This is a genomic window from Varibaculum prostatecancerukia, from assembly GCF_943169825.2.
Classification (GTDB): domain Bacteria; phylum Actinomycetota; class Actinomycetes; order Actinomycetales; family Actinomycetaceae; genus Varibaculum; species Varibaculum prostatecancerukia.
Window position 1 is genome coordinate 1,223,954 of sequence record NZ_OW968402.1, and the last position, 22,095, is coordinate 1,246,048.

The 22,095-nt window shown below is 53.9% G+C and carries 21 protein-coding genes; 1 reads left to right on the forward strand and 20 read right to left on the reverse strand.

Translation table 11 applies throughout. From position 1 onward, the window contains the following. Nucleotides 1-42: 42 nt before the first annotated feature. The 11 genes from ruvB to thrS form a co-directional block, all read right to left on the reverse strand. Nucleotides 43-1,167, reverse strand: a complete 1,125-nt coding sequence (gene ruvB / locus KO216_RS05230; protein WP_215523234.1) for a Holliday junction branch migration DNA helicase RuvB — start codon at nucleotides 1,165-1,167, stop codon at nucleotides 43-45. Nucleotides 1,168-1,176: 9 nt separating this feature from the next. Beyond that, the gene (gene ruvA, locus KO216_RS05235; protein ID WP_215523235.1) at nucleotides 1,177-1,776 is read right to left on the reverse strand and encodes a Holliday junction branch migration protein RuvA; all 600 of its coding nucleotides are present in this window, start codon (nucleotides 1,774-1,776) and stop codon (nucleotides 1,177-1,179) included. 41 nt (nucleotides 1,777-1,817) lie between these two features. Next, nucleotides 1,818-2,456, reverse strand: coding sequence for a crossover junction endodeoxyribonuclease RuvC (locus tag KO216_RS05240; RefSeq protein WP_215523236.1), 639 nt, complete (start codon nucleotides 2,454-2,456; stop codon nucleotides 1,818-1,820). Nucleotides 2,457-2,465: 9 nt separating this feature from the next. Further along, complete coding sequence (locus KO216_RS05245) at nucleotides 2,466-3,230, reverse strand: YebC/PmpR family DNA-binding transcriptional regulator (protein ID WP_215523237.1); 765 nt, start codon at nucleotides 3,228-3,230, stop codon at nucleotides 2,466-2,468. 83 nt (nucleotides 3,231-3,313) lie between these two features. Then, on the reverse strand, nucleotides 3,314-3,901 hold the full coding sequence (locus KO216_RS05250) for an NUDIX hydrolase (RefSeq protein ID WP_251451873.1): 588 nt from the start codon (nucleotides 3,899-3,901) through the stop codon (nucleotides 3,314-3,316). A 1-nt stretch (nucleotide 3,902) separates the two neighbouring features. After that, nucleotides 3,903-5,234, reverse strand: a complete 1,332-nt coding sequence (locus tag KO216_RS05255; protein WP_251452077.1) for a PrsW family intramembrane metalloprotease — start codon at nucleotides 5,232-5,234, stop codon at nucleotides 3,903-3,905. Nucleotides 5,235-5,335: 101 nt separating this feature from the next. Further along, nucleotides 5,336-6,451: a glycosyltransferase family 4 protein gene (locus KO216_RS05260; RefSeq protein ID WP_215523239.1), complete on the reverse strand. Its 1,116-nt coding sequence runs from the start codon at nucleotides 6,449-6,451 to the stop codon at nucleotides 5,336-5,338. Then, nucleotides 6,448-7,398, reverse strand: a complete 951-nt coding sequence (locus KO216_RS05265; protein ID WP_215523240.1) for a phosphatidylinositol mannoside acyltransferase — start codon at nucleotides 7,396-7,398, stop codon at nucleotides 6,448-6,450. Before KO216_RS05265 ends, KO216_RS05260 begins: the two co-directional genes overlap by 4 nt. Then, nucleotides 7,399-8,013, reverse strand: a complete 615-nt coding sequence (pgsA, locus tag KO216_RS05270) for a phosphatidylinositol phosphate synthase (protein ID WP_215523241.1) — start codon at nucleotides 8,011-8,013, stop codon at nucleotides 7,399-7,401. Between the two features lie 3 nt (nucleotides 8,014-8,016). Then, nucleotides 8,017-8,580 carry an HIT family protein gene (locus KO216_RS05275; RefSeq protein WP_215523242.1) on the reverse strand — a complete coding sequence of 188 codons (564 nt, stop codon included), beginning with the start codon at nucleotides 8,578-8,580 and terminating at the stop codon, nucleotides 8,017-8,019. Between the two features lie 3 nt (nucleotides 8,581-8,583). Next, nucleotides 8,584-10,593, reverse strand: a complete 2,010-nt coding sequence (gene thrS / locus KO216_RS05280) for a threonine--tRNA ligase (protein ID WP_251451876.1) — start codon at nucleotides 10,591-10,593, stop codon at nucleotides 8,584-8,586. A 69-nt stretch (nucleotides 10,594-10,662) separates the two neighbouring features. Between thrS and gluQRS the strand changes: the two genes are divergently transcribed. Further along, complete coding sequence (gene gluQRS / locus KO216_RS05285; protein ID WP_215524060.1) at nucleotides 10,663-11,607, forward strand: tRNA glutamyl-Q(34) synthetase GluQRS; 945 nt, start codon at nucleotides 10,663-10,665, stop codon at nucleotides 11,605-11,607. Between the two features lie 12 nt (nucleotides 11,608-11,619). Here the strand turns inward: gluQRS and pflA are convergent, their stop codons facing one another. From pflA to rpsA, 9 genes are all read right to left on the reverse strand, one after another. Continuing rightward, complete coding sequence (gene pflA, locus KO216_RS05290; protein ID WP_215523243.1) at nucleotides 11,620-12,531, reverse strand: pyruvate formate-lyase-activating protein; 912 nt, start codon at nucleotides 12,529-12,531, stop codon at nucleotides 11,620-11,622. Nucleotides 12,532-12,639: 108 nt separating this feature from the next. Beyond that, nucleotides 12,640-12,891 (reverse strand): autonomous glycyl radical cofactor GrcA2, encoded by a 252-nt coding sequence (gene grcA2 / locus KO216_RS05295; protein ID WP_071128333.1) that lies wholly within the window; start codon nucleotides 12,889-12,891, stop codon nucleotides 12,640-12,642. A 110-nt stretch (nucleotides 12,892-13,001) separates the two neighbouring features. Then, nucleotides 13,002-15,098, reverse strand: a complete 2,097-nt coding sequence (pflB, locus tag KO216_RS05300) for a formate C-acetyltransferase (RefSeq protein WP_215523244.1) — start codon at nucleotides 15,096-15,098, stop codon at nucleotides 13,002-13,004. Between the two features lie 139 nt (nucleotides 15,099-15,237). Further along, nucleotides 15,238-16,491 (reverse strand): tRNA guanosine(34) transglycosylase Tgt, encoded by a 1,254-nt coding sequence (tgt, locus tag KO216_RS05305; protein WP_215523245.1) that lies wholly within the window; start codon nucleotides 16,489-16,491, stop codon nucleotides 15,238-15,240. After that, nucleotides 16,463-17,203 carry a queuosine precursor transporter gene (locus KO216_RS05310; protein WP_215523246.1) on the reverse strand — a complete coding sequence of 247 codons (741 nt, stop codon included), beginning with the start codon at nucleotides 17,201-17,203 and terminating at the stop codon, nucleotides 16,463-16,465. The genes tgt and KO216_RS05310 overlap by 29 nt, the downstream gene beginning before the upstream one ends. A 412-nt stretch (nucleotides 17,204-17,615) precedes the next feature. Continuing rightward, nucleotides 17,616-18,281 (reverse strand): dephospho-CoA kinase, encoded by a 666-nt coding sequence (gene coaE, locus KO216_RS05315; RefSeq protein ID WP_215523247.1) that lies wholly within the window; start codon nucleotides 18,279-18,281, stop codon nucleotides 17,616-17,618. 108 nt (nucleotides 18,282-18,389) lie between these two features. Continuing rightward, nucleotides 18,390-19,946 carry a hypothetical protein gene (locus KO216_RS05320; protein ID WP_215523248.1) on the reverse strand — a complete coding sequence of 519 codons (1,557 nt, stop codon included), beginning with the start codon at nucleotides 19,944-19,946 and terminating at the stop codon, nucleotides 18,390-18,392. 25 nt (nucleotides 19,947-19,971) lie between these two features. Continuing rightward, a complete protein-coding gene (locus KO216_RS05325) occupies nucleotides 19,972-20,463 on the reverse strand; it encodes a hypothetical protein (RefSeq protein WP_215523249.1) in 492 nt (163 codons plus the stop codon). 154 nt (nucleotides 20,464-20,617) lie between these two features. After that, nucleotides 20,618-22,075 carry a 30S ribosomal protein S1 gene (gene rpsA, locus KO216_RS05330; protein WP_215523250.1) on the reverse strand — a complete coding sequence of 486 codons (1,458 nt, stop codon included), beginning with the start codon at nucleotides 22,073-22,075 and terminating at the stop codon, nucleotides 20,618-20,620. Between the last annotated feature and the right edge of the window lie 20 nt (nucleotides 22,076-22,095).

Below are 22,095 nucleotides of genomic sequence, written 5' to 3' on the forward strand. Positions count from 1 at the left end.
AACCTTCCAATCTAAATTTCTTAACCTTAATGATTCTAAGCGTTAAAGCACGTCTGTTTCATCTTTCGTGCCCGGTTTTGACCCGTTTTGTGACCAGTTGCCCCTTGATTCGCTGTCGCCGAAGTCGAAAAGAGCGGCTTCGCTAGCTGCCCGCGGCGGGGTCAACCCCAAATGAGCAAAGGCATTAGGGGTAGCGATTCGCCCCCGGGGAGTGCGGGCAATAAAGCCTTGACGCACCAGATAGGGCTCTGAGACGGTTTCTACGGTTTCGGGTTCCTCCCCCACGGATACCGCCAAAGTTGTAAGCCCTACCGGCCCGCCCGCAAACCGTTCACATAGCGCCTGCAGAACTGAGCGATCCAGTCGGTCTAGGCCGGCAGGATCTACCTCGAACAGGTCGAGGGCAGCTTTGGCAGCTTTCAAGGAAAGCGTGCCGTCCCCGTGTACCTGGGCATAGTCGATAACCCGGCGGAGCAGACGGTTAGCGATCCGGGGGGTTCCGCGGGAGCGGGCCGCCATTTCGGAGGCTGCCTGCGGATCCAGTTCGGCCTCCATGAGTCGCGCCGAACGGGTGAGTACCTGGCGCAACTCTTCGGCACTGTAATAGTCCAAATAAGCGGTAAAACCGAAACGATCCCGCAAAGGTGCCGGTAGCAATCCGGAGCGGGTAGTTGCCCCCACGACTGTAAACGGCGGTAAGGTTAGCGGGATCGAGGTCGCACCCGGGCCTTTCCCCACCACCACATCTACGCGAAAATCCTCCATCGCCAGGTAAAGCATCTCTTCCGCCGTGCGCGCTAAACGATGGATTTCATCGATAAAAAGTACGTCGCCCTCTTGCAGGGCAGAAAGAATCGCCGCTAGATCTCCGGCGTGTTGAATCGCCGGCCCGGAAGTCAGCCGCAACGAAGTTCCAGTTTCATGCGCGATAATCATCGCCAGGGTGGTTTTACCCAGTCCGGGAGGACCCGCCAAAAGCACGTGATCAGGGGTGGTGCCGCGTCCAATCGCCGCTTTTAACACCAGATCCAACTGGCGGCGAATCTTTTCTTGCCCTACGAAAGAATCCAGGTCTTTAGGACGCAGCGCGGCTTCGGCGGCCCGCTCAACCTCATCCGCTCCCGGCCCTACCGGAGAGCTAATCGCCCACTCGTTTGTTTCTTCCACTGCGCTCCCCTATGCGTGATGCTTGCCTAACAATTGTAAGGCCCCGCGCAAAAGTTCGGGAACTCCTGCCTGCGGGTTAGCTTCGGCGGCCTCGTTAACCGCCTTTTGGGCCAGCGGAGTTCTCCACCCTAACTGTTCGAGGGCATGGCAAACTTCTTCCTTGCCGGCGCTACCGATTCCGCCAGTTGGAGGTGTTCCCGCCTCGCTAGGTTCGCCTAGTTTATCTCCGATTTCTACCAGGATTCGTTGCGCGGATTTCTTGCCTACCCCCGGGATTTGGGTAAGAGCTGTCAGGTCACTTTGGGAAACTGCTGCCCGCAGCTCATCGGGACTAAAAACCGCGAGGGCGGCTAAGGCTAGTTTGGGTCCGATTCCCGAAACCGTAATTAGGGTAGAGAAAATATCGCGTTCATCGCGTCCGGCAAACCCGAAAAGTAACCAGGCATCTTCCCGCACTACCAGGTGGGTTAATACTTTCACCTGCTTACCGGCCTCTAGGGTCGACAATGTAGCGGGGGTAGCGAAAAAAGTGTAGCCCACGCCCGCCACGTCGATCGTGGCTTTGTCTAGTCTGACTTCTTCGATGGTTCCCGATAGATGCGTAATCATATAGAATCTCCGCTAGCTGGCTACTGGTTATAGACGCTATCTTACTTGCCCTTATTTCGCCTAAGCCGGGGATCAACCGCGCCGGTGCGTCGAGTTGTTGCCTGCGCCTGCGCCCACATTTTTTGGGCAGCAGTCAGATTCCCCCGCGAAGATATTTTGCCAGATAGAGAAACGTTCACGGTGCCATCTCGGCTCGCCCCTTGCAAACCATCGCGCCGCCAACCGTGACAAATCGCGATAGCTAAGGCATCGGCAGCATCGGCGGGTCGCACTACTTTTTCCATCCGCAAAATTCGTTGCACCATGTGCTGGACTTGGGCTTTATTCGCAACCCCGGAGCCGGTGACTGCGGCTTTAACCTCCGAAGGAGTGTGGATAGCTAGCGGCAGCTTGTGGGCGGCGGCCTCGGCCATGGCCACCCCCATCACCCACATGGTGGAGGTAACCGATTGCACATTATCCTGGGCGAATACCCGTTCAATCGACATGACTTCCGGGTGGTGCTCTTCAATAGCCGCTGCTATTCGCCGACGGATTTTATCTAGGCGAAAATGAGAGGCCATATTTTGCGGAGACCGGGCAACCTCGACATGCACCAGCTGGGCGCGCCGCTGGGAATCCATATCGATGATTCCAATTCCGCAGCGGGTCAGACCGGGGTCAATTCCGATAATCCGCAAAGATATTGCCTATTCTTCCTCTGCTTCGTATTGCTCTTGTACTTCGTGGCTTACCGAAAGATTAGTGAACACGTCCTGCACGTCATCACTGTCTTCTAAAGCATCAATTAGCCGCATTACCTGGCGATACTTAGCTAAATCTAGCTCTGCTTCGGTGGTAGCTTTCCACTGGGATTCTGCCGAATCATAGTCAATGCCGGCTTCTTGTAGGGCTTTGCGTACCTCAACCAGATTCGTGGGATCGCAAATAACGGTGAAGTTTTCTGCGCCTTCTTCGACTTCTTCGGCTCCCGCGTCCAGAACCGCCATCAAAATGGTGTCTTCGTCTACGCCCTCGGCTTTAGCGACCTCGATAGCGCCGATCCGGTTAAATAGGTAGGAAACGGAGCCAGGATCAGCCAAGTTGCCGCCGTTCTTGCTAAAGGCAGTGCGCACATCGGCGGCAGCGCGGTTTTTGTTATCAGTGAGGCACTCTACCAGCATCGCTACTCCGCCCGGGCCGTAGCCTTCGTAGGAGATAGTCTGCCAGTCTGCGCCGCCTGCCTCGGCGCCGGAGCCGCGGGCAACTGCCCGTTTGATGTTATCGGCGGGTACCGAGTTCTTTTTCGCCTTCTGGATCGCGTCAAATAGAGTGGGATTTCCCGCGGGATCGCCGCCACCGGTACGGGCTGCTACCTCGATATTCTTAATCAACCGGGCAAATAGTTTACCCCGCTTAGCGTCGATTGCCGCTTTCTTATGCTTGGTGGTAGCCCACTTTGAGTGACCCGACATTCGCTCTCCTTAGTTCCGCTCGCGGATAAATCAAAATACAAGCCCGATTTTAGCGCCTTTGCGCCCTCAGCGTCTAAATAGCCTTAATCGTAGACGCTGAGGCAGTTGCCATCCCAACCGCTAACCCACTGCTGAGCCAGTTCCGGGAGGCAATTAGGATAGATAGTTTCCCGCTCGCCTAAGCGCGCAAGTTCTGTAAGGGGAACCCAGCGGATATCCTCTAAAAGTTGCTTTTCCGAGGGCGTCCACTTGGCGGTAAATGCCCGGGGTGCATCTGCATTTAGATGCACCAGGAAATAATGTTCTGCCTGGATGGCCCAAAGTTTGCGGAACTTTAGCAAAGATTCCCGGTAAAGCACCGATCCTTGCAGCTGACCAAGATTCAGGGTGATTCCAGTTTCTTCTTTAGATTCCCGCAGAGCCGCCTGCGCGCGGGTTTCTCCGCCTTCAATCCCGCCTCCGGGGGTAAACCACCAGCGATGGGTGGGATCAGAAAAATCGTGTCCACTGATTAAGAGGATGCGCCCTCGAGAATCAAACGCCACTATCCGGGCAGCGTGGCGACCCGGGTAGCCATCCTGATCGACCGGCCAGTCGGGAGCGAGCGGATTTTCTCCGTTAGGCGGAAAAGGATTCGGGAGCGGACGCGGCACCTGAAAACCGGAGCTCACCCTAGGATCGCCCCATTCGATAGGCACCTACGGGGGCGCTAGCACGAGCAAAGTCCGCTCGAGCCTGCAATAACTTCTTGACCGTCTCCTGGTTTTCTTTTTCTACACTTGCCGAGAGGCCACGATGGGAACTGGAAACATAGTTTAAAGCCAGAACGGTGCAGGCTTGTTGGAAAACCGAGAGAGCCCGGCGGGCAGCGGGAGAAATAGTGCGAGCGGATTTGCGGGCACGCCGCCGTCCAGACAGCGAACAAAGCATTTGTGCTTCTCGCACATCAATCCACCCAGCAGCGATATAGGCTTGAAGACCGTTTTCGATCGCATTGCGTTGCCGCACCGAAACCACCAGGTTAATAGCTAGCCAGGTGATAAACATCGGTCCCCAGAAGAACAGGTAGGAAACCAGGAAAAGCAAAGCAGAATAGGTGGCGAGACCATTCCAGGCGGCATGCAAACAGATGGCGGAAGCCAGTCCAGAAATCGGGAGAATAATGCGCATTTTGGGGGAAGCCACCCGGGTAAGAGCCATCCCCAAGGCTAAGCCAAAGATCGAGGTGTAGACGGTATGACCGAAGGGACCGAGCATGGCGCGCATGAAGAAAACCACGGGGAGCTGATCGTAAAAACGCGCAAAGTAGAGCACGTTTTCAGTAAAGGCGAAGCCAGCCGCCAGAATTCCGGCAATAACTACCCCGTCTAGAGGGCTTTTCACTGAGCGCCGCCTGGTCAACATAATGATTACTACCCCGAGGCCTTTTAGGGATTCCTCTACTATGGGTGCCACGATGGTGGCCAGAACCCCAAAAGATTGGAAGGGAGTAGGCCCGAAATCTACTGCTTGCAGCGCTTTTCCTGAAAACGTATTTAGTCCTAAGGCGCAGGCAGAAGCAATCCCTGCCCCCCAGAGGAAGGCCACTACCAGCAGCCACCACGGTTTTGGCGCCCAGCGGTCAAGCCAAACCATCACAATCACTACAATCGCCATCGGTAACAGGGCAGCCATCACCGCCCCAATCGTGGTGGCAACTGACTCTTCAGCGGAGATAAAAAGCGCGAAATAGCTAAGTCCGCCCCCGGCAGCGATTAAACAAAGAACTTCTAGCCAGGGAAAAGAGCGCATCCGGGAATGGCGACTAGTTTTTTCTGCTCCCGGATCTACCAGCAGCGGCTGCGAAGATACTCGCTGTGAAATCGCCGGATGCGGAATCAAGGGATCTACTGGCAGGCTGAGGGCATCGAAACTGTAATCTTGTACTAGCTGCTCCGGTAGTTGCTGATTGTTAGCCGCAGGACCAGGTTGGGCAAGCGAGGCGGGCGAGTATGCCGGGTTCATCTGGCTCACCTATTTCTCCTTTGCTGGGCTGATACTAGTCTAACCGGGAAAACGCATTTTCTCTTATTAGCATTACCAAAAATAGATAACCGCTATTATCGCTAGTTTTCGGGTGTTTGCTTCCGGCAGCGTTCATAGACCGCTAATACTTGGTCAGTGACCACCGACCAGTCGTAACGTTTTGCTCCCTGGTGTCCTCGCTTTGCTAAGCGGGCAGCTGCTTCTCGATCTTCACAAACCGCCAGCAGCTTTTCAGCCAGTGAGGCCGCGTCCTCGGAAGTAAAAATCTCACCGAGGCGCCCCTCCTCTAGTACCGCTGTGAAAGCAGGGATTGAGGAAGCGACTACCAGGCAGTTAGATGCCATCGCCTCTACCAGTACAATCCCGAAAGATTCTCCCCCGGTTTGGGGCGCGATATAGGCAGTCGCCGAGCTAAACAGCGCGATTTTTTCTTCTTCGCTAAGCGCTCCCAAGAACTCAACGCTGTTTCCATAGGGCGCTAAAGTAGCGCGGGCACGGCTGGCGTTTCCCGGTCCCGCAATTAAAAACCGCGCCTGGGGATAGGACGCCAAAACTAGCGGAATCGCTTCTACCAGGATTGATAATCCTTTGCGAGGTTCGTCTAGGCGCCCCAAGAAACAGAACACTGGCGATTCTTCGCTTTGTTGCCACTTTGGAGTGGGACTTGCCTGCGCAAAAGCCTGATAGTCTACCCCGTTCGGGATCACGGTAGCGTCCCCACCTTGATAGCGCTGCAGAGTTCTCCGCGCTTCCTCAGAGACTGCGATTTGCGCACTGAGTTTTTCTTTAACCGACTGCACCACCGGTTTGCCCAAGGTGTAGAGCAAGGATTTCTCGATGGCAGCATGAAAAGTACCCACCACCGGACAGCGCGCATGCTGTAGGGCAATTAGAGACACCGAGGGCGTGGCCGGCTCGTGAACATGCAGAATATCAAAATCACTGGTAGTAACCCATTGGCGCGTGCGCGCCGCCACCCGCGGCCCAAATGCCAGGCGCGCAACGGAACCGTTATAGGGGATTGCAAAAGTTTTCCCCGCGTTTACAAACCCATCCTCGCTATATTCCGTTTCTACCGGGGCAAATACGGAAACTTCATGACCGCGCCGCCGCAGCTCTTCTGCCTGGTCACGTACATGAAACTGTACTCCCCCCGGCACATCATAGGCGTAGGGGCAGACGATCCCGATTTTCACTGCTGCGCCTCCTTCCGGCTGCGCTGCCGCGCCCGCTCAAGGCGAACTGGATCTAAATCAGCGACAAATAATTTTTGCAGCATGAACCAAGATTCGGGGGAATCCACAATCATCTCCCCGACTTTTTCCGCCCAATCCCGAGTCATAGTTTCTACCTTATCGGGCTTTATCGGTCCGGCAAGGTTAATCACTATTCCCCAACGCGAGCGTGCAGCCCGGCGTCGTGAGTGCGCGAGCTGTTCTAAGGAGATATGCCCGCAATAAAGGGGAGCATTAATTTTTTGCGCAAGGGCAGCCGGACCTGCTGCTAACAGGGCTTTTGATTTCCCCAAAGTCACTTCCACCCCGTTGCCGGTAATATCTCGGTCAGCGAGCAGCGGTATCAGATACTTTCCTTCTTCCGCAGCCGCCACTAAGTTTGCAAAAGGTTTTTCGCCCTTGTTGGCCGCAATTATCCGCATATTCGCCTGCTGCCGTACCTGGGTAAATGCCTGGAATAGGGCTTCCGGTTTTACTTTTTCAGCCACAGTCAGTACCGGTCTTACTTCTTTACTAGCAAAGTAGCCCGCGAGATCCCAGTTGCCAGAATGGGTAAGCGCTAAACACACGTTCCCGCGCGCACAGTCGTCTAAGAAAACTTCCCGGTCACCCTCAATCCGCACGCGGGCAAGAATTTGGGAGCTGGAAAGCCTCCCTAACAAGGCGGTTTCGGAAAATAGCCGCATATAGCCTTTAAGCCCCTGCCGTACTGTTTTTTCAATGCTATTTTCCGGGATTCCTAAATGTCGCAGATTCTTCCGATACTGTCTCGCGCCGGAAGTATCTATCCGGTAAAGCACTTCCCCAATCAGGCTTCCGATTCCCTGAGCCCCGCCTAGCGGCAGATACGAGAGTAGTTTTAAACCAGTTCGCGCCAGCTGAGCGCTAGAAAATAGCTCAGTTTTCACTTATTTCAGGTGCTTTCTGACGTAAAGGATTCTTTGTACCACGGTCACGAAACTTGCGAAAGCTACCCAGGAAAGCGCAATCGGAAAACAGATCTCCGGCGCTCCCAAATCGGTTATGCCTGCCCCTACTAGGGCGACTACTAGGCGATCGGTGCGCTCCCCAATCCCCACTTTGGCAACCACCCCTAAGGCTTCACCGCGAGCACGCACATAGGGAACTGCCGCTGCCCCGACTAGGGCGCAAATAGCGGCAATAATGGTGAAGGTGCGGATGCTCCCCGAAGCCATCCCGCTAATCGCCCAGTACAGCAGGGAGCCAAAAATCGCTCCATCAGCAAGGCGGTCCAGAGAGGAATCTAGGAAGGCTCCAAAGTCGCTGGTCTGATTGGTAAGACGCGCCAAAACCCCATCTATGGAATCCGCGAAAGCGGTTATCCCGATCAGGATTCCTCCTAGCGCTAAATAGCCGTGTGCTAGCAGCCCGATAGCCAGCGCCATATTGATTATGGTTCCGGCAATAGTGACCATATTGGGGGTGACCCCCGCTTTGGCCAGCAGCTTGGCGGGGACGGTGAAAATTGCGCGGGCTAGACCCCGCCCATGGTTACCTAGCATGATTTATCCTTGCCAGCCGTTAGCTATCTGTTCGCGTGCATCCCCCAAAAGCTGGGGTACTGCTTTGGTGTGAGCAATCAGGGGGAAGAAATTGGCGTCTCCTCCCCAGCGCGGAACAATATGTTGATGCAGGTGGCCGGCGATGCCTGCTCCTGCGACCTCCCCTTGATTCATTCCCAGGTTGAAACCCGCAGGGTTTGCCACCTTTTGCAAGGTTCTAATCGCTTGCGCGGTTACTTCCCCGAATTCGGCGCGCTCGTCCTCGTCCAGGTCAATGTATTCGGATACATGCCGGTAGGGACAGATCAACATATGCCCGGAGTTATAAGGGAAGAGGTTCATGAGGGCGAAGACTTTTTCTCCCCGGTAAACAATCAGGGCGTCCTCGTCGCTGCGATGGGGAGCGGCACAAAACGGACAGTCTTCACTTTTCTTGGTGGCCGGACGTGCCTCACCCGAGATATAAACCTGGCGATGTGGAGTCCATAGACGCTGGAAGGCGTCGGGAACTCCCCCGAAGCAGCGAGAATCTTCGGTCGGCAGCGCGCTAGAATCCGGCGAGGTCATAAGCTATTTCCGTTCTGCGATTGCGGCAGTGATCTTAGCGATTGCTTGCTCGATCGGTACCCCGTTTTCTTGGCTGCCGTCACGGTAACGGAAGGAAACCGCCCCCGCCTCGGCATCCTCGCCCCCGGCAATCAAGGTAAAGGGAATCTTATCTTTGGAGGCGTTACGGATTTTCTTCCCAAAGCGATCATCGGAGGTATCGACCTCAACCCGGACTCCTTGTTTGCGTAGCTGGGCTGCTACCTCGAACAGGTAGTCGTTGAAGGCCTCGGCTACCGGTACGCAGCGCACCTGGACAGGTGCCAGCCAGGCGGGGAAAGCGCCCGCATAGTGTTCCAGGAGTACCCCAAAGAAGCGTTCTATCGAGCCAAACAGGGCGCGGTGAATCATCACCGGACGCTGATGGGAACCATCGGCAGCAGTGTAGGTAAGGTCGAAACGTTCCGGCAGGTTGAAGTCCAGCTGGATAGTGGACATTTGCCAGGTGCGCCCAATGGCGTCTTTGGCCTGTACCGAGATTTTTGGCCCGTAGAAAGCGGCCCCGCCCGGATCCGGGACTAGTTTCAGTCCGGAAGCAGTCGCTACCTCTTCCAAGGTGCGGGTAGCTTCTTCCCAAGTGTCATCGTCACCTACGAACTTGTCGGGATTCTTGGTGGACAGCTCCAGATAAAAATCCTCTAGCCCAAAATCTTTTAACAGATCCAGGACGAAAGTTAGCAGGCTGGCAAGCTCATCGCGCATCTGTTCGCGGGTGCAGTAAATGTGGGAATCATCTTGAGTGAATCCGCGAGCGCGAGTTAGTCCGTGCACCACCCCGGATTTTTCGTAGCGATAAACGGTGCCGAACTCGAAAAGCCGCAGCGGCAATTCCCGGTAAGAACGCCCCTTGGAAGCAAAAATCAGGTTATGCATGGGGCAGTTCATAGGCTTCAGATAGTAATCTTGCCCCTGCTTGGTGATATTGCCTTCCCTGTCATGCTCTTCGTCCAAGTGCATGGGCGGATACATGCCATCTGCATACCAATCCAGGTGGCCAGAGGTTTTGAACAGATCCGCCTTGGTGATGTGGGGACTGTAAACAAAGGAATACCCGGATTCGATATGCCGTTTGCGGGAGTATTCTTCCATTTCGTTGCGGATAATCGCCCCTTTGGGGTGGAATACCGGCAGACCGGAGCCAATCTCGTCGGGGAAAGAGAACAGATCCAGTTCGCGTCCCAGTTTGCGGTGGTCGCGCCGCTCAGCCTCGCGAATACGGGTTTGGTAGGCAACTAGATCATCTTTGCTGGCCCAAGCGGTGCCATAGATGCGCTGCAGGTGATCATTTGCTTGATCACCTTTCCAATAGGCGGCGGAAGATTTGGTCAGGGCGAAACCGTTGCCAATATAGCGGGTGTTGGGTACGTGCGGGCCGCGGCAGAGATCCTTCCAGGCGCACTCGCCGGAACGCTCAACATTGTCATAAATGGTTAGTCCGCCGGCGCCTACTTCTACGCTGGCACCTTCGGCTTGATCAGGCCCATGACCTTTGGACTCGATCAGTTCCAACTTGTAGGGCTGATCAGCGAGTTCCTGGCGGGCCTCCTCGTCGCTTACTTCCCGACGCACAAAACGCTGCCCACTTTTAACGATTTTCTTCATCCGTTTTTCTAGGTCTTTTAAGAACTCGGGAGTCACCGGATCGATATTGCCGAAATCGTAATAGAACCCGTCAGTGATGTAAGGGCCTACTCCCAGGTTGGCATCCGGGTAAACCTGTTGCACAGCTTGGGCGAGGACGTGGGTAGCCGAGTGGCGAATAATTTCTAGTCCGGCCTCGCTATCAGCGGTAATCGGTTCTACCTGTGCCCCCTCGGGCAAGGTACGCGCCAGGTCCCAGGGCTCGCCCGCAACCCGCATCGCTACCACGCTGCGGTCTTTGCCCCACAAATCCAGGCCGGTGCAAGTGGCAGCTACCTCTTTAGTTTCCCCTGCAATCTGGACGTTGATTAGCCCTGCTGCCTCTGCTGCCACTTTCGATCCTCCTAGTTACGGATTAAGTTATTACCTGGCTATTCTACCTAGGTGCTCATTGCGATTAAAATGAAGCCGTTTCTACTTACCCTACTAGCGGAGGGCAGTTTTACGCTCGTTGGTCGATACGCGCCCAGTCCTACTGGCGCTTTGCATTTGGGGAATCTGCGCACCGCCCTAATCGGGTGGGCGCTGTCTCGGCAAGGCGGCGGGCGTTTCGTGCTGCGTTTTGAGGATTTAGATGCCCGCTCGCGTGATCCTTTCCGCGCCCTACAACTTAGAGATTTAGCGGCCTTGGGGATTGATTGGGACGGGGAACCTTTGGTGCAATCAAGTTGTATCGGGCGCTATGAGGAGGTGTTTGCGCAGCTTAAAGCGGAGGGGCTGGTTTATGAATGTTATTGTTCGCGCCGGGAACTATCGCAAGTTGCTTCGGCCCCGCATACTCCTCCGGGAGCATATCCGGGCTATTGCCGCGACCTCACCCCGGCCGAGCGCGCCGGGAAGCGGGAAGAACTTTCAAAAGTAGGACGCGGCCCCGCTCTTCGCCTGCGCAGCAACCAAGAAACTTTGACCTTCACGGACGCGGTTTACGGGCCGCAGACCGGGGTGGTTGATGATTTCGTGCTACGCCGCTCCGATGGGGTGTTTTCCTATAACTTTGTTTGCGTAGTTGATGATGCCTATCAAGGGGTCTCCCAGGTGTGCCGCGGCCGGGATTTGCTTTCTTCGGTTGCCCGGCAGAACTATTTACATCAGCTATTAGGGTCTATCCCGCCCAACTGGGTGCATGTTCCTCTGGTGCTGAATCAAAAAGGAGAGCGGCTAGCTAAACGGGATGGAGCGGTGACTTTAGAGCAGCTGCGCGCCTGCGGAATTGAAAGCCCGCAAGTGATTTCGATGCTGGCTACTTCCCTGGGTTTCCCGCCCGCCAAAACTGCCAAAGAGTTCCTTGCCCACTTTGACTTGGGGAAAATGAGCCACGAGGATTGGCGTTTTCTTCCCCCACGTTAGGGAAACAGTGGTTTAGGAAGAAAACACCTGTTGGATACCTTGTTCGCGCATGATCTGTTTCGCTGCCTCTACCTGTTCTTTAGTAGGCACCGGGGTGTCTGCTAGTTGATAGTCCAAGCCCAGATTTTCCCATTTGTCCCGAGCCATCTGATGGAACGGTAAGATCTCGAGGCGTTCCAGGTTTGGCCAACGCTGGGCAATCTGTGCTACTTTCGCAATATTTTCTGGGTCATCGGTTAGCCCAGGAACCAACACGAAACGCACCCACACCGGGACTTTGGCTTCAGCTAAACGATCGCCAAAAGTAATCGTAGGGGCAAGGGCGCGTCCAGTCACTTGGTTGTAGGTGGCTTCGTCTCCACTTTTGACATCCAAGAGCACTAAATCCAGATTCTTTAAATCAGCATCGGCCAGATTGGCACCTAAGAATCCCGAAGTGTCGAGGCAAGTATGGATACCTTCCTGGTGACAGCGTCGCAGCAGGTTTTGCACAAAATTCACCTGCATTAAGGCTTCGCCCCCAGAAATAGTCAGTCCCCCTCCGGTGACCTTAAAAATAGCACGATAGCGTTTTACCAGCTTAAACACATCGGCAAGGGTGACTGCATGACCAGAACGCATCTGGAAAGTATCCGGGTTGTGGCAGTACTGGCAGCGCAGGGGGCAGCCAGATAAAAACAGGGTCATTCGGGTACCGGGGCCGTCTACGGCAGTCACCAGTTCCCAGGAGTGCACTGAAGCTAGATTGCCTTCGCGGACAGCCTGGTTGTGCTGGGAGTGGCTCATCTCGGGGGCTTCTCTTAGCGCTCCTAAACCGGAACCGCGCGTACGAGGAACTTGCTCTTCTAACGGCTCGGGAGCATATTCTCCGGTAATCCCATCAGCACTGACGCTGATATTTTCGGCACCGCCAGTTATTTCCATTAGCCCCGCCTTGTCTGTTTCCTTTGGTGAATACTCGATTCTATTTATGGTGAGGGCGGGCATCTCCTTGCAGAAGGAAGATACCCGCCCGGCACCAATATTTAAATTTTAGAGTTGGTTATGGAAAGTACGGGAAATAACGTCTAGCTGTTGTTCGCGAGTTAGCTTCACAAAGTTAACTGCATAGCCGGAAACCCGCACCGTTAGCTGGGGGTATTTTTCCGGGTTTTTCATTGCATCTTCTAAAGTGTCGCGATTTAGCACGTTGATATTAGCGTGGTAGAGGCCTTGGACTCCTCCGCGTGCTTCGCGATTGGCTTTCATGGAAGCGAGCCGCTCATCGAAAGTTTTTACACTCATGGTTTCTCCTATTTTATTTGTTTCTTGATTATTTCTAGTTCTATTTCTGCCCTAACCGGCTGCGTTTACGCCTTATAAAAGCACCAGGTGCTGCTGCAGGCAGAGAGTTTTCAGTAGGAAGAGTCTTGGGGAATGAAACCGGCGTCCATAATCCCCACTAGGTTCTGGATCTGTTCCTCTTTGGTTCGTCCCAGCGAGGAGGGCACGATGGTGTTGGTCAAAGAAATACCATCCAACGCGTCATGGTAATCCAGTTTGCCTACCGAGAGCATCGAGGCCAGCATCCCATGCGAATCCATTCCATTTTCCGGGTTGGCGCCGGGAGCAAAGGGGGTTCCAGCCTCATGCCCGGAGGGGAAAGCCCCGGTGGCTTTACCGTAAACCACATTGGAGGTGATAGTGAGTACCGACTGGGTTGGAATGGCATCCCGATAGAGTTTAATTTCTTTAATCTTTGCCATTACCGTGTGCACGATGGTGGCCGCGATGTCATCGACGCGGTCATCGTCGTTTCCGTAGCAGGGGAAGTCCCCTTCGGTGTGGTAGTCCACCACCAAGCCGGTTTCGTCACGTACCGGGGTGACCTTGGCGTATTTGATAGCCGATAGGGAGTCCGCCACAATCGATAGTCCCGCGATTCCGCAGCCCATGGTACGTACGATATCGCTGTCATGCAGAGCCATCTCTAGGCATTCGTAGGCGTAACGGTCATGACAGTAGTGAATAATGTTGAGCGCCTCCACATAGGTGCCCACCACCCAGTCCAACATTTTCTCGTAACGTTCCCACACATCATTGAAGTCCAGGGGACCGTCGCCAACGATACCTTCATATCCGGGCACTACTTGCTTGCCGGTTACTTCGTCGCGTCCACCGTTAATCGCGTAAAGCAGGGTTTTAGCCGCGTTTACCCGCGCGCCGAAGAACTGCATTTGTTTACCGACTCTCATGGGGGAAACGCAACAGGCAATGGCAGCGTCATCGCCCCACTGGCGGCGAATCTGATCATCGGCTTCATATTGGATAGAGGAAGTTTCGATGGAAATCTTCGCGCAGAACTCTTTATAGCCTTCCGGCAAACGCGGGGACCAGAAAATAGTGATATTGGGTTCGGGTGCCGGCCCCAAATTTATTAGGGTCTGCAAAAGCCGGAAGGAGGTTTTGGTAACGAGGGTGCGTCCGTCCTCCCCGAAACCCGCATCTGACCAGGTAGCCCAGTAGGGGTCACCGGAAAAGATTTGGTCATAGGCTTCGGTACGTAGGAATCGCACAATCCGCAGTTTAACTACCAGGGCGTCAATGATTTCTTGGGCGCCCTGTTCATCTAGGGTGCCTTCCGCGAAATCACGTTCAAAGTAGCAGTCGAAGAAAGCGGAAAGGCGGCCAATGGACATGGCGGCTCCGTCTTGGCTCTTTACCGCGGCCAAGTAGCCGAAATAAGTCCATTGCACAGCCTCTTTAGCGTTCTTTGCCGGGCCAGAAATATCGAAACCGTAGCTGGCAGCCATGGTTTTTAACTTCTTCAGCGCCTTGATCTGCTCGGAGTGTTCTTCCCGGTAGCGCGCCCAATGTTCACTAAAAGGTTTGTCGGCAACTTTGTCTTTATCATCCTGTTTCCAAGCGATTAGCTGGTCTACCCCGTATAGGGCGACACGTCGATAGTCACCGATAATCCGGCCGCGTCCATAGGCATCGGGCAGACCGGTGATGATGTGGGAAGATCGAGCCGCCCGAATTCGAGGAGTGTAAATATCAAATACCGCGTCGTTATGGGTTTTGCGGTAACGAGTAAAGATTTCTTTCACTTCCGGATTGATTTCTTTTCCGGCTTCTTTAATCGCGGTTTCGACCATGCGCCATCCGCCGTTGGGCATCATCGCTCGCTTTAAGGGGGTATCGGTTTGCAGACCAACGATTACGTCATCTTCTTCGCTAATGTATCCGGGCCCGAAAGCATCAATATCAGCCGGAGTGTCGGTGTCAACATCGAAGACTCGTTTTTGACGTTCTATTGAAAGATAGTTTTCCTCTAGCGCTTGCCAGAGTTTCTGGGTTTTGGAGGTCGGTCCGCTTAAGAAAGCTGCGTCGCCCTGGTAGGGGGTGTAGTTCTTTTGAATGAAATCGCGTACATCGATTTCTTTATTCCATTTCCCCTGGACAAAAGTGCGCCACGCATTATCCGTTGAATTCTCTACGGTAGTAGACATCAATTATTCAGCTCCTCCGGCAGGATTGCTGCCAGTAAGGGTACTTATTTTTGCAGATATATTTTCTCAAATTAAAGTCGTACACACACCCTCAAATGGATAAGTGCAACCTAAGTCATAGATTAAACTCAGGTTGCTATTATCCCCAGTGGGAACGCAGCGGCTCTCCCCCATAAAAATCGCCGAGGACGCGCTCTTTATATGCCGGGTAATCACCCTCAATAATGGATTGTCTAATCCCGCGTACCAGCTGGACGGTGAAGTATTCATTGTGGATGGTCGCCAGGGTAAAGCCCAACATTTCTTTAGCTTTGAACAGGTGATGCAAGTAGGCGATCGAATAGTTCTTGCAGGTGTAACAATTACAGCCCGCCACCGGAGCCCGGAAATCGCGTTTAAATTCGGAGCGGGTCAGGTTAAAGCGCCCATAACGCCCATAAAGTCCGCCGTTGCGCCCTATTCGGGAGGGATTCACGCAGTCAAAAGTGTCCGCCCCGGCCTCTACCCCGGCAAAAATATCGTCCGGTTCGCTAAGTCCTAGCAGGTGGCGGGGTTTATTTTCCGGGAGTTCTTCGCAGACCCAATCCACAATGGTGGCCAGGTTTTCTTTCTCAAAAGCGCCCCCGATTCCAAAACCGTCAAAGCGGCGTCCTGCCACTTTCATCCCGGACAAATCGCGGGAGGCTTTACGCCGCAAATCTTCATATTGTGCCCCTTGAATAACCCCGTAAAGCATCTGATAAGGCTTATCGGCACGCTCCTGGGTGAGGCGCTCATGTTCGGCTAGGCACCGCTCCGCCCAACGCCGGGTGCGCTCCAGGGATTCCACCTGGTATTCGCGAGAATTCAGCAAGGTAGTGAGCTCATCGAAGGCCATCATTATATCGGCGCCCAGCTGGTGCTGAATCTGCATAGAAACTTCGGGAGTAAACCGATGCTGGGAACCATCCAGGTGAGAGCGAAAAGTAACGCCCTCGTCATCTACATGGGCGTGCCGTTCCTTCTTGTCTGCCACCGTATGGTCGGCGCGTCCCGAACCGGTGAACTCGCCCGAAAGCACTTTCTTATAGCCAGAACCTAGGGAGAGCACCTGGAAGCCGCCGGAGTCGGTAAAAGTGGGGCCATCCCAGTTCATAAAGCGAGCTAGCCCACCTGCCTGGTCAATAACCTCAGGCCCCGGCTGCAGGTAGAGGTGATAGGCGTTAGAGAGGATCGCCGCTGCCCCTAACTCTTTCATGGTTTCCGGCAGCACCGTTTTCACAGTGGCTTTGGTGCCTACCGGGATGAAGGCAGGGGTGGGAATATCTCCATGCGGGGTATGAATAATGCCCGCACGTCCCCGCCTTCCGGGCAGATCCGCTACTTTAGTGAAGGTCAAGACCGTACCCCTCATGTTTCTTAACCCGGGAAATAACCAGATAGGTGAAAGGCAGGCAGAGGATTTCCACCGCGCATTTATAGAGGTAGCCGCCGAGGAAAATATAGATTAGCAGCTGGGAGAAACTCATGATTCCCCCAAATGCGATAGTACAAAACACGATGGAATCGACCAGTTCGCCTGCCAAGGTGGAGGTGACTAGGCGCACCCAGAGATTATCCTCGCCCCAACGCTCCTTGATTTTCACCAATACGTAGGCGTTAAGCCAGTTGCCCAGAACGTAACCGGCCATAGAAGCGATTACAATCCGGGGAACAAACCCCAGGACGCTCTGGAAGGCAGCGTTATTATGGTAAGAGGCTTCGGGAGGGAGCATGCCCACCACCCAGAAGGTCAGGGAGGCCATTACGGAAATCACGAAGCCCATCAAAATGGCACGCTTTGCAGCGCGCAGTCCCCAGACTTCGCTAATCACATCTCCCAGGACGTAGGTGAGGGGGAAGGTAATGGCTCCCCCATCAAAAACAATCGGCCCCAGTTGAATCGCCTTAGTGGCGCAAATATTGGCGATCAGCAAGAATGCCACAAAGAAAATAACGCAAATATCAAAGAGACCACGCGGGCTGCGAGCAAAAGTTGCGGCACCGCGGACTAGTGAAGAATCCTCTTGATCGCGGACTGCAGACTTTGCGGGAACAGATTTGTCAGATTTTTCTAAAGTTGTCACCCGCCTAATCTAGCAGCCACCCCGGGGTACTCGTCCAGTTAGCCCCAGACTGCAGCTATAGGTTCTTGTTTTTATGCTACTTGGAGATAACTGTGTTCCGGTGCGCAGATAACAAGCCTCACGGGCAAGGGTTTTTCCTCCTGCCCAAAAACTCGAAAAAATCTAAAGATATTTTTCGAGTTTTACGCCCACCTAGCCCACTCGGATAAAACCCTTGCCCGCGCCGCCTTGCGTTCCAGCGGTAAAGCCTAACCTGAACCCGTAACCGCGCATACGAGAAAAATATTGCCAGTGCAGTCTGGCACTAACGGGAAACCTAAAATAAAAATCTCTGAACTATTTACGGAGGAAAAACCTCTGCCCGCGCCAACACCAGATGCCTCAGAAATCTTCTGGCTTTTATAGAGGGATTCTACGCGCTGTCGCCATTGGCCAGGCGGCGCAGCTCGGGCCACAGCTCCGAGGCGATCGTGCGCCGCAAATCTTCGCGGGTAGTATCATTAACCAGCTCAAAGTTGGCAATCGCGCGGCGTTCTTCCTCGCTGGCTTGCGCCGCAATCCGGGCATCTACCTGTTCCGGTTCTAAGCCGGAGCGTTCTTGCAGGCGCTGGTAACGCTGCTTAAGGGGCGCGCTTACTGCCACAATCACGTCAAAAGCGCGCGCGTTCGGATTCTCGGCTAGCAACGGAATGTCGTAAATCCCGATATCTCCAGGAGTGAGAGAAGCAAAGAAACGGTCAGAAAGAAACGAAATATAGGGGTGAGTTATTGATTCTAAGAGGCGGCGAGCATCGGGATTATTAAACACGATAGCTGCTAGCGCACTGCGGTCAACGCCGCTTTCCCATTCGGGATGGTCAAACGCGCGGGCAATATCGGGGGCTAAATCTTCCAGAGCCTGCCCCGCCAGTTCGTCGGCGCTGCAAGTCTTTGCCCCCAGAGCTTTGAGAGTATGCACGGTAGTGGATTTACCGGAGCCAATCCCACCGGTTACCGCCACCGAAAGGGCGTTCGTAGGCGAGGCTGCCGCCCAACGCGCGCCCCGATCCGGGTTGCGATAAATCAATAGTTCACTCACGCCCTAAGCCTACCCAGCGATTCCTCTTCCACCCAAGCGAGGTTCCATAAGAGGCAACTAAATCTGCTTCTACCGGGGAGCGGATATTGCTTTAGCGATTGGGGGGTTTCACTTTTCCCAGCCCAGCACATAGTTGTGTTTGTAATCATCAAAGGCATACCACAATATGTTTCCTTGGGAGTCTTTCCAAATCGCATCCCAGTAGTAACCGGAGTCCTTAAACCTTTCGGGTGAAACCGCCAGGGAGGAATCCGCACCCGGAAAGGGCAACAAATCCGGAACTTCTTCCAAGGGAAAAGCAGATTCTGTTAGTTCAATACAGGCTTCCGGGGGTAATACTGCGGTATAACTTCCATCGAGCATTCTCACCAAGTTGTCCTTAACTACCCGATATTCCGTTTCTTCATTTCGGGACACTTCGGTTAGCTGTCCCATATCTCTTCCGCCGATGGTAACGTCATTCCAGTTAGAGTCACTGTAAAGATATTTAACTTTTAACCCCAGGCCTTCCGCCGCAGATAAATCAACCGCGAAGAGATTTCCGGTACTGCCTCCTCCACCACAAAATGGGCCATTAGTTGGAGAGGTCAAAGGAGAATCCATCAACTTTGGTTTTTGACCTTGGGGATCCCAAATCCACACTAGAATCCGCTCCACTACCCCCTGATAGGTGTATTCCCCCTGATCACCTTCGGGCATTTGTCCCCCGACGTCCTGATGATAGATAACCTGAGCAAAATCGAGGTAGCCATCACCATTGATATCGGCATACACCTTATCGTTTTGTCTAACGCCGACGGCTAGGCCTATATAACGATTGGGGTCTGGCGACTCCTTGAACCTGCCATCGGTAAGTTTGCGCGCCTCTCCCTTGGCATTGGCGATATCAATATTCTGGAAATCTACCTTCTTGATTGCATCCCAACCGACAGGCTTTTCACTGCCCGGATCCGGCGCCCCGGGAACATCAAATCTTTGGTAACTGATCTTCCCCTTACTATCGGTGGTACGCGTAGCCCAAATAGATTTACTATTGGCTGCCAAGGCGGGTTGCCCCTGCAGGCTAGTTTTCCAGATAGTCTTGCCTTTTTGCAGATAACTAACCGTTTTAGCCTGCTTAGCGGTAGGCTCGGCGCACACCGTTACTTGGCTATCTCGATAAATTACCTCGCCTGCGCAATTGCCGGTTTTAGCGGCAGCTGCCGGGGTATTTTCCTTCTCCCCTAGCGCACCTTTACAAACTATCTGACCGCCGAATACCTCATAGGGTTGCGCCAAACCATTATCGCAGGCAGGCAGACTAATTGGTTCCCCTTTTACTTTCCCATCCAAAGATAGAGGCTGGGCACTAGGCCCTTCGCTAGTAATAAAAATTAGCCAGATATCTAGGCTTTCCTTCACTATTACTGCCGGACTAGATTCAGTAACTACGTAAGGCGTAAACGAATCCTCTTTTATCTGCTTATGTACCTCTACCACAGTGGAAACGGTGGGTGTTTTTGCCTTGGTCAGCACCGATCCCAGTTTGCCGCTGTCGCCGGAAAGCACAAACAAGTACACAGTTAGCGCCAGATCAATCAGCACCAAAGTCACTAGCACCGCTAACAGACGCATCACCAAGCGCCCCTTTGCGCTGGCAGCAGCGGAAACTTGCTTAGTTTTCATCGCCATTCACCTACCAAAAACCGGCTCACCATAGACCTGAGGTAATATTCCCCAGGTGTTCCGCGAGAGTGATGATTGAAACCGGCAGGGCAAATGAAGTAGGCAGCGCCATGAAATGGGTTTTTACCAGTATGAAAAGTAAAAAAGCCAGGTACGCTACCGCGATTACAATCCCGATTACGATTAACATAACGGCACCATTATGCGCCGAAGAAGTTTTCTGCCCCACTAGATTCGGGTTACCGCTAGCCCCGGAGTTAGCACCACAAGCGGGATTTACATGCGGGTATGTTGCAGGGATCGCCCCCGGTAAAGCTGCAGGAGACACCGGAGCCGGCTGCATGCCGGTAGCTTGTCCCGCCAAATGCGGCGGGGAAGCCGGCAACGGGGTGGAAGTGCCCGGCTGCCTTGCTGGTATCACCCGCCCTGGGGGTCCATAGGGACTTGGATGTTGCGAGCTGAAGTGCAAGTTCCCGGTTTTGCTTCCCTCGTCATCGTTACCTGGCGAATGATTCATAGTTTCACGCTATCAGGGGTGCGCTCAGCAAAGTGGAAGATAGAAAAATCCCAAATGTTTCCGGACAAATAAAAAGGGTGGGCAGAAGCATTTTTGCTTCTGCCCACCCTGAAAGTTAAGCGCCACAGCTCTTGGTTAGAGCTACAACTTGCCGCTATTCACCGGTTAGCTTCTCGCGAAGAGCAGCTAGGGCTTCATCGGAAGCCAAAGTGCCTTCGGAGTCTTCACTCTCGGTGGAGTAGCTGGCGTTCTCCGCGGGATCGGGGCGGGTATTGGCGGCTTCAGTGTCGGCTTCCAGAGCCTTAGCCACCTGTTCCTTGTGCGCCTTCCAGCGGGCTTCTGCCTGGGCGTATTCTTCCTCCCAAGCTTCACGCTGCGCCTCGTAGCCTTCCATCCATTCATTGGTTTCCGGATCGAAGCCTTCGGGGTATTTGTAGTTGCCCTCTTCATCGTATTCGGCGGTCATGCCGTACAGCGAAGGATCAAACTCGGAGGTGTTGGGGTCAACGCCCTCATTAGCCTGCTTAAGCGACAGTGAAATCCGGCGGCGATCCAAATCAATGTCAATAACCTTGACGAATACTTCGGACCCGACTTTAACAACCTGTTCCGGTACCTCTACGTGGCGCTGTGCCAATTCAGAGATATGCACCAAACCTTCGATACCGTCCTCGACCCGAATAAAGGCGCCAAAGGGAACCAGTTTGGTAACTTTGCCCGGCACAACCTGCCCAATGGCGTGGGTGCGAGCGAAGGTCTGCCACGGATCTTCCTGAGTGGCCTTCAAGGACAGCGAAACCCGTTCGCGATCCATATCCACATCCAGAACCTCGACGGAGACTTCCTGACCGACTTCCACCACTTCGGAGGGGTGATCGATATGCTTCCAGGAAAGTTCGGATACGTGCACCAGGCCGTCTACTCCGCCCAGATCCACGAACGCACCGAAGTTGACGATCGAGGAAACCACGCCGGAACGAATCTGACCCTTTTGCAAGGTATCCAGGAACTGGGTGCGTACTTCCGCCTGGGTTTGCTCCAACCAGGCACGACGAGACAGCACCACGTTATTGCGGTTTTCATCCAGCTCAATAATCTTGGCGTCCAGTTCGCGCCCGATATAGGGAGCGAGGTCACGCACGCGGCGCATTTCCACTAGGGAAGCCGGCAAGAACCCACGCAGACCGATATCCAAGATTAGGCCGCCCTTGACCACCTCAATCACCTTGCCGGTGACTACGCCGTCAGCTTCCTTAATCTTCTGGACATCGCCCCAGGCACGCTCGTATTGGGCGCGCTTCTTCGAAAGCAGTAAGCGGCCTTCTTTATCTTCTTTCTGCAGCACCAGGGCTTCGATTTCGTCGCCCACCTGGACAACGTCTTCGGGGCTCACATCATGTTTGATGGATAGTTCGCGGGAAAGGATGACGCCCTCGGTTTTGTAACCGATATCTAGTAGGACTTCATCGCGGTCGACCCGCACGACAGTACCGGTAACGATGTCGCCATCGCCAAAGTACTTAATAGTTTTATCGATTGCAGCAAGTAGTTCTTCTTGTGAACCGATATCATTTACGGCAACTTGCTCGAGTTGCTCATTAGAGGTGGTCATAGAGATAATTTCTCCAAAAC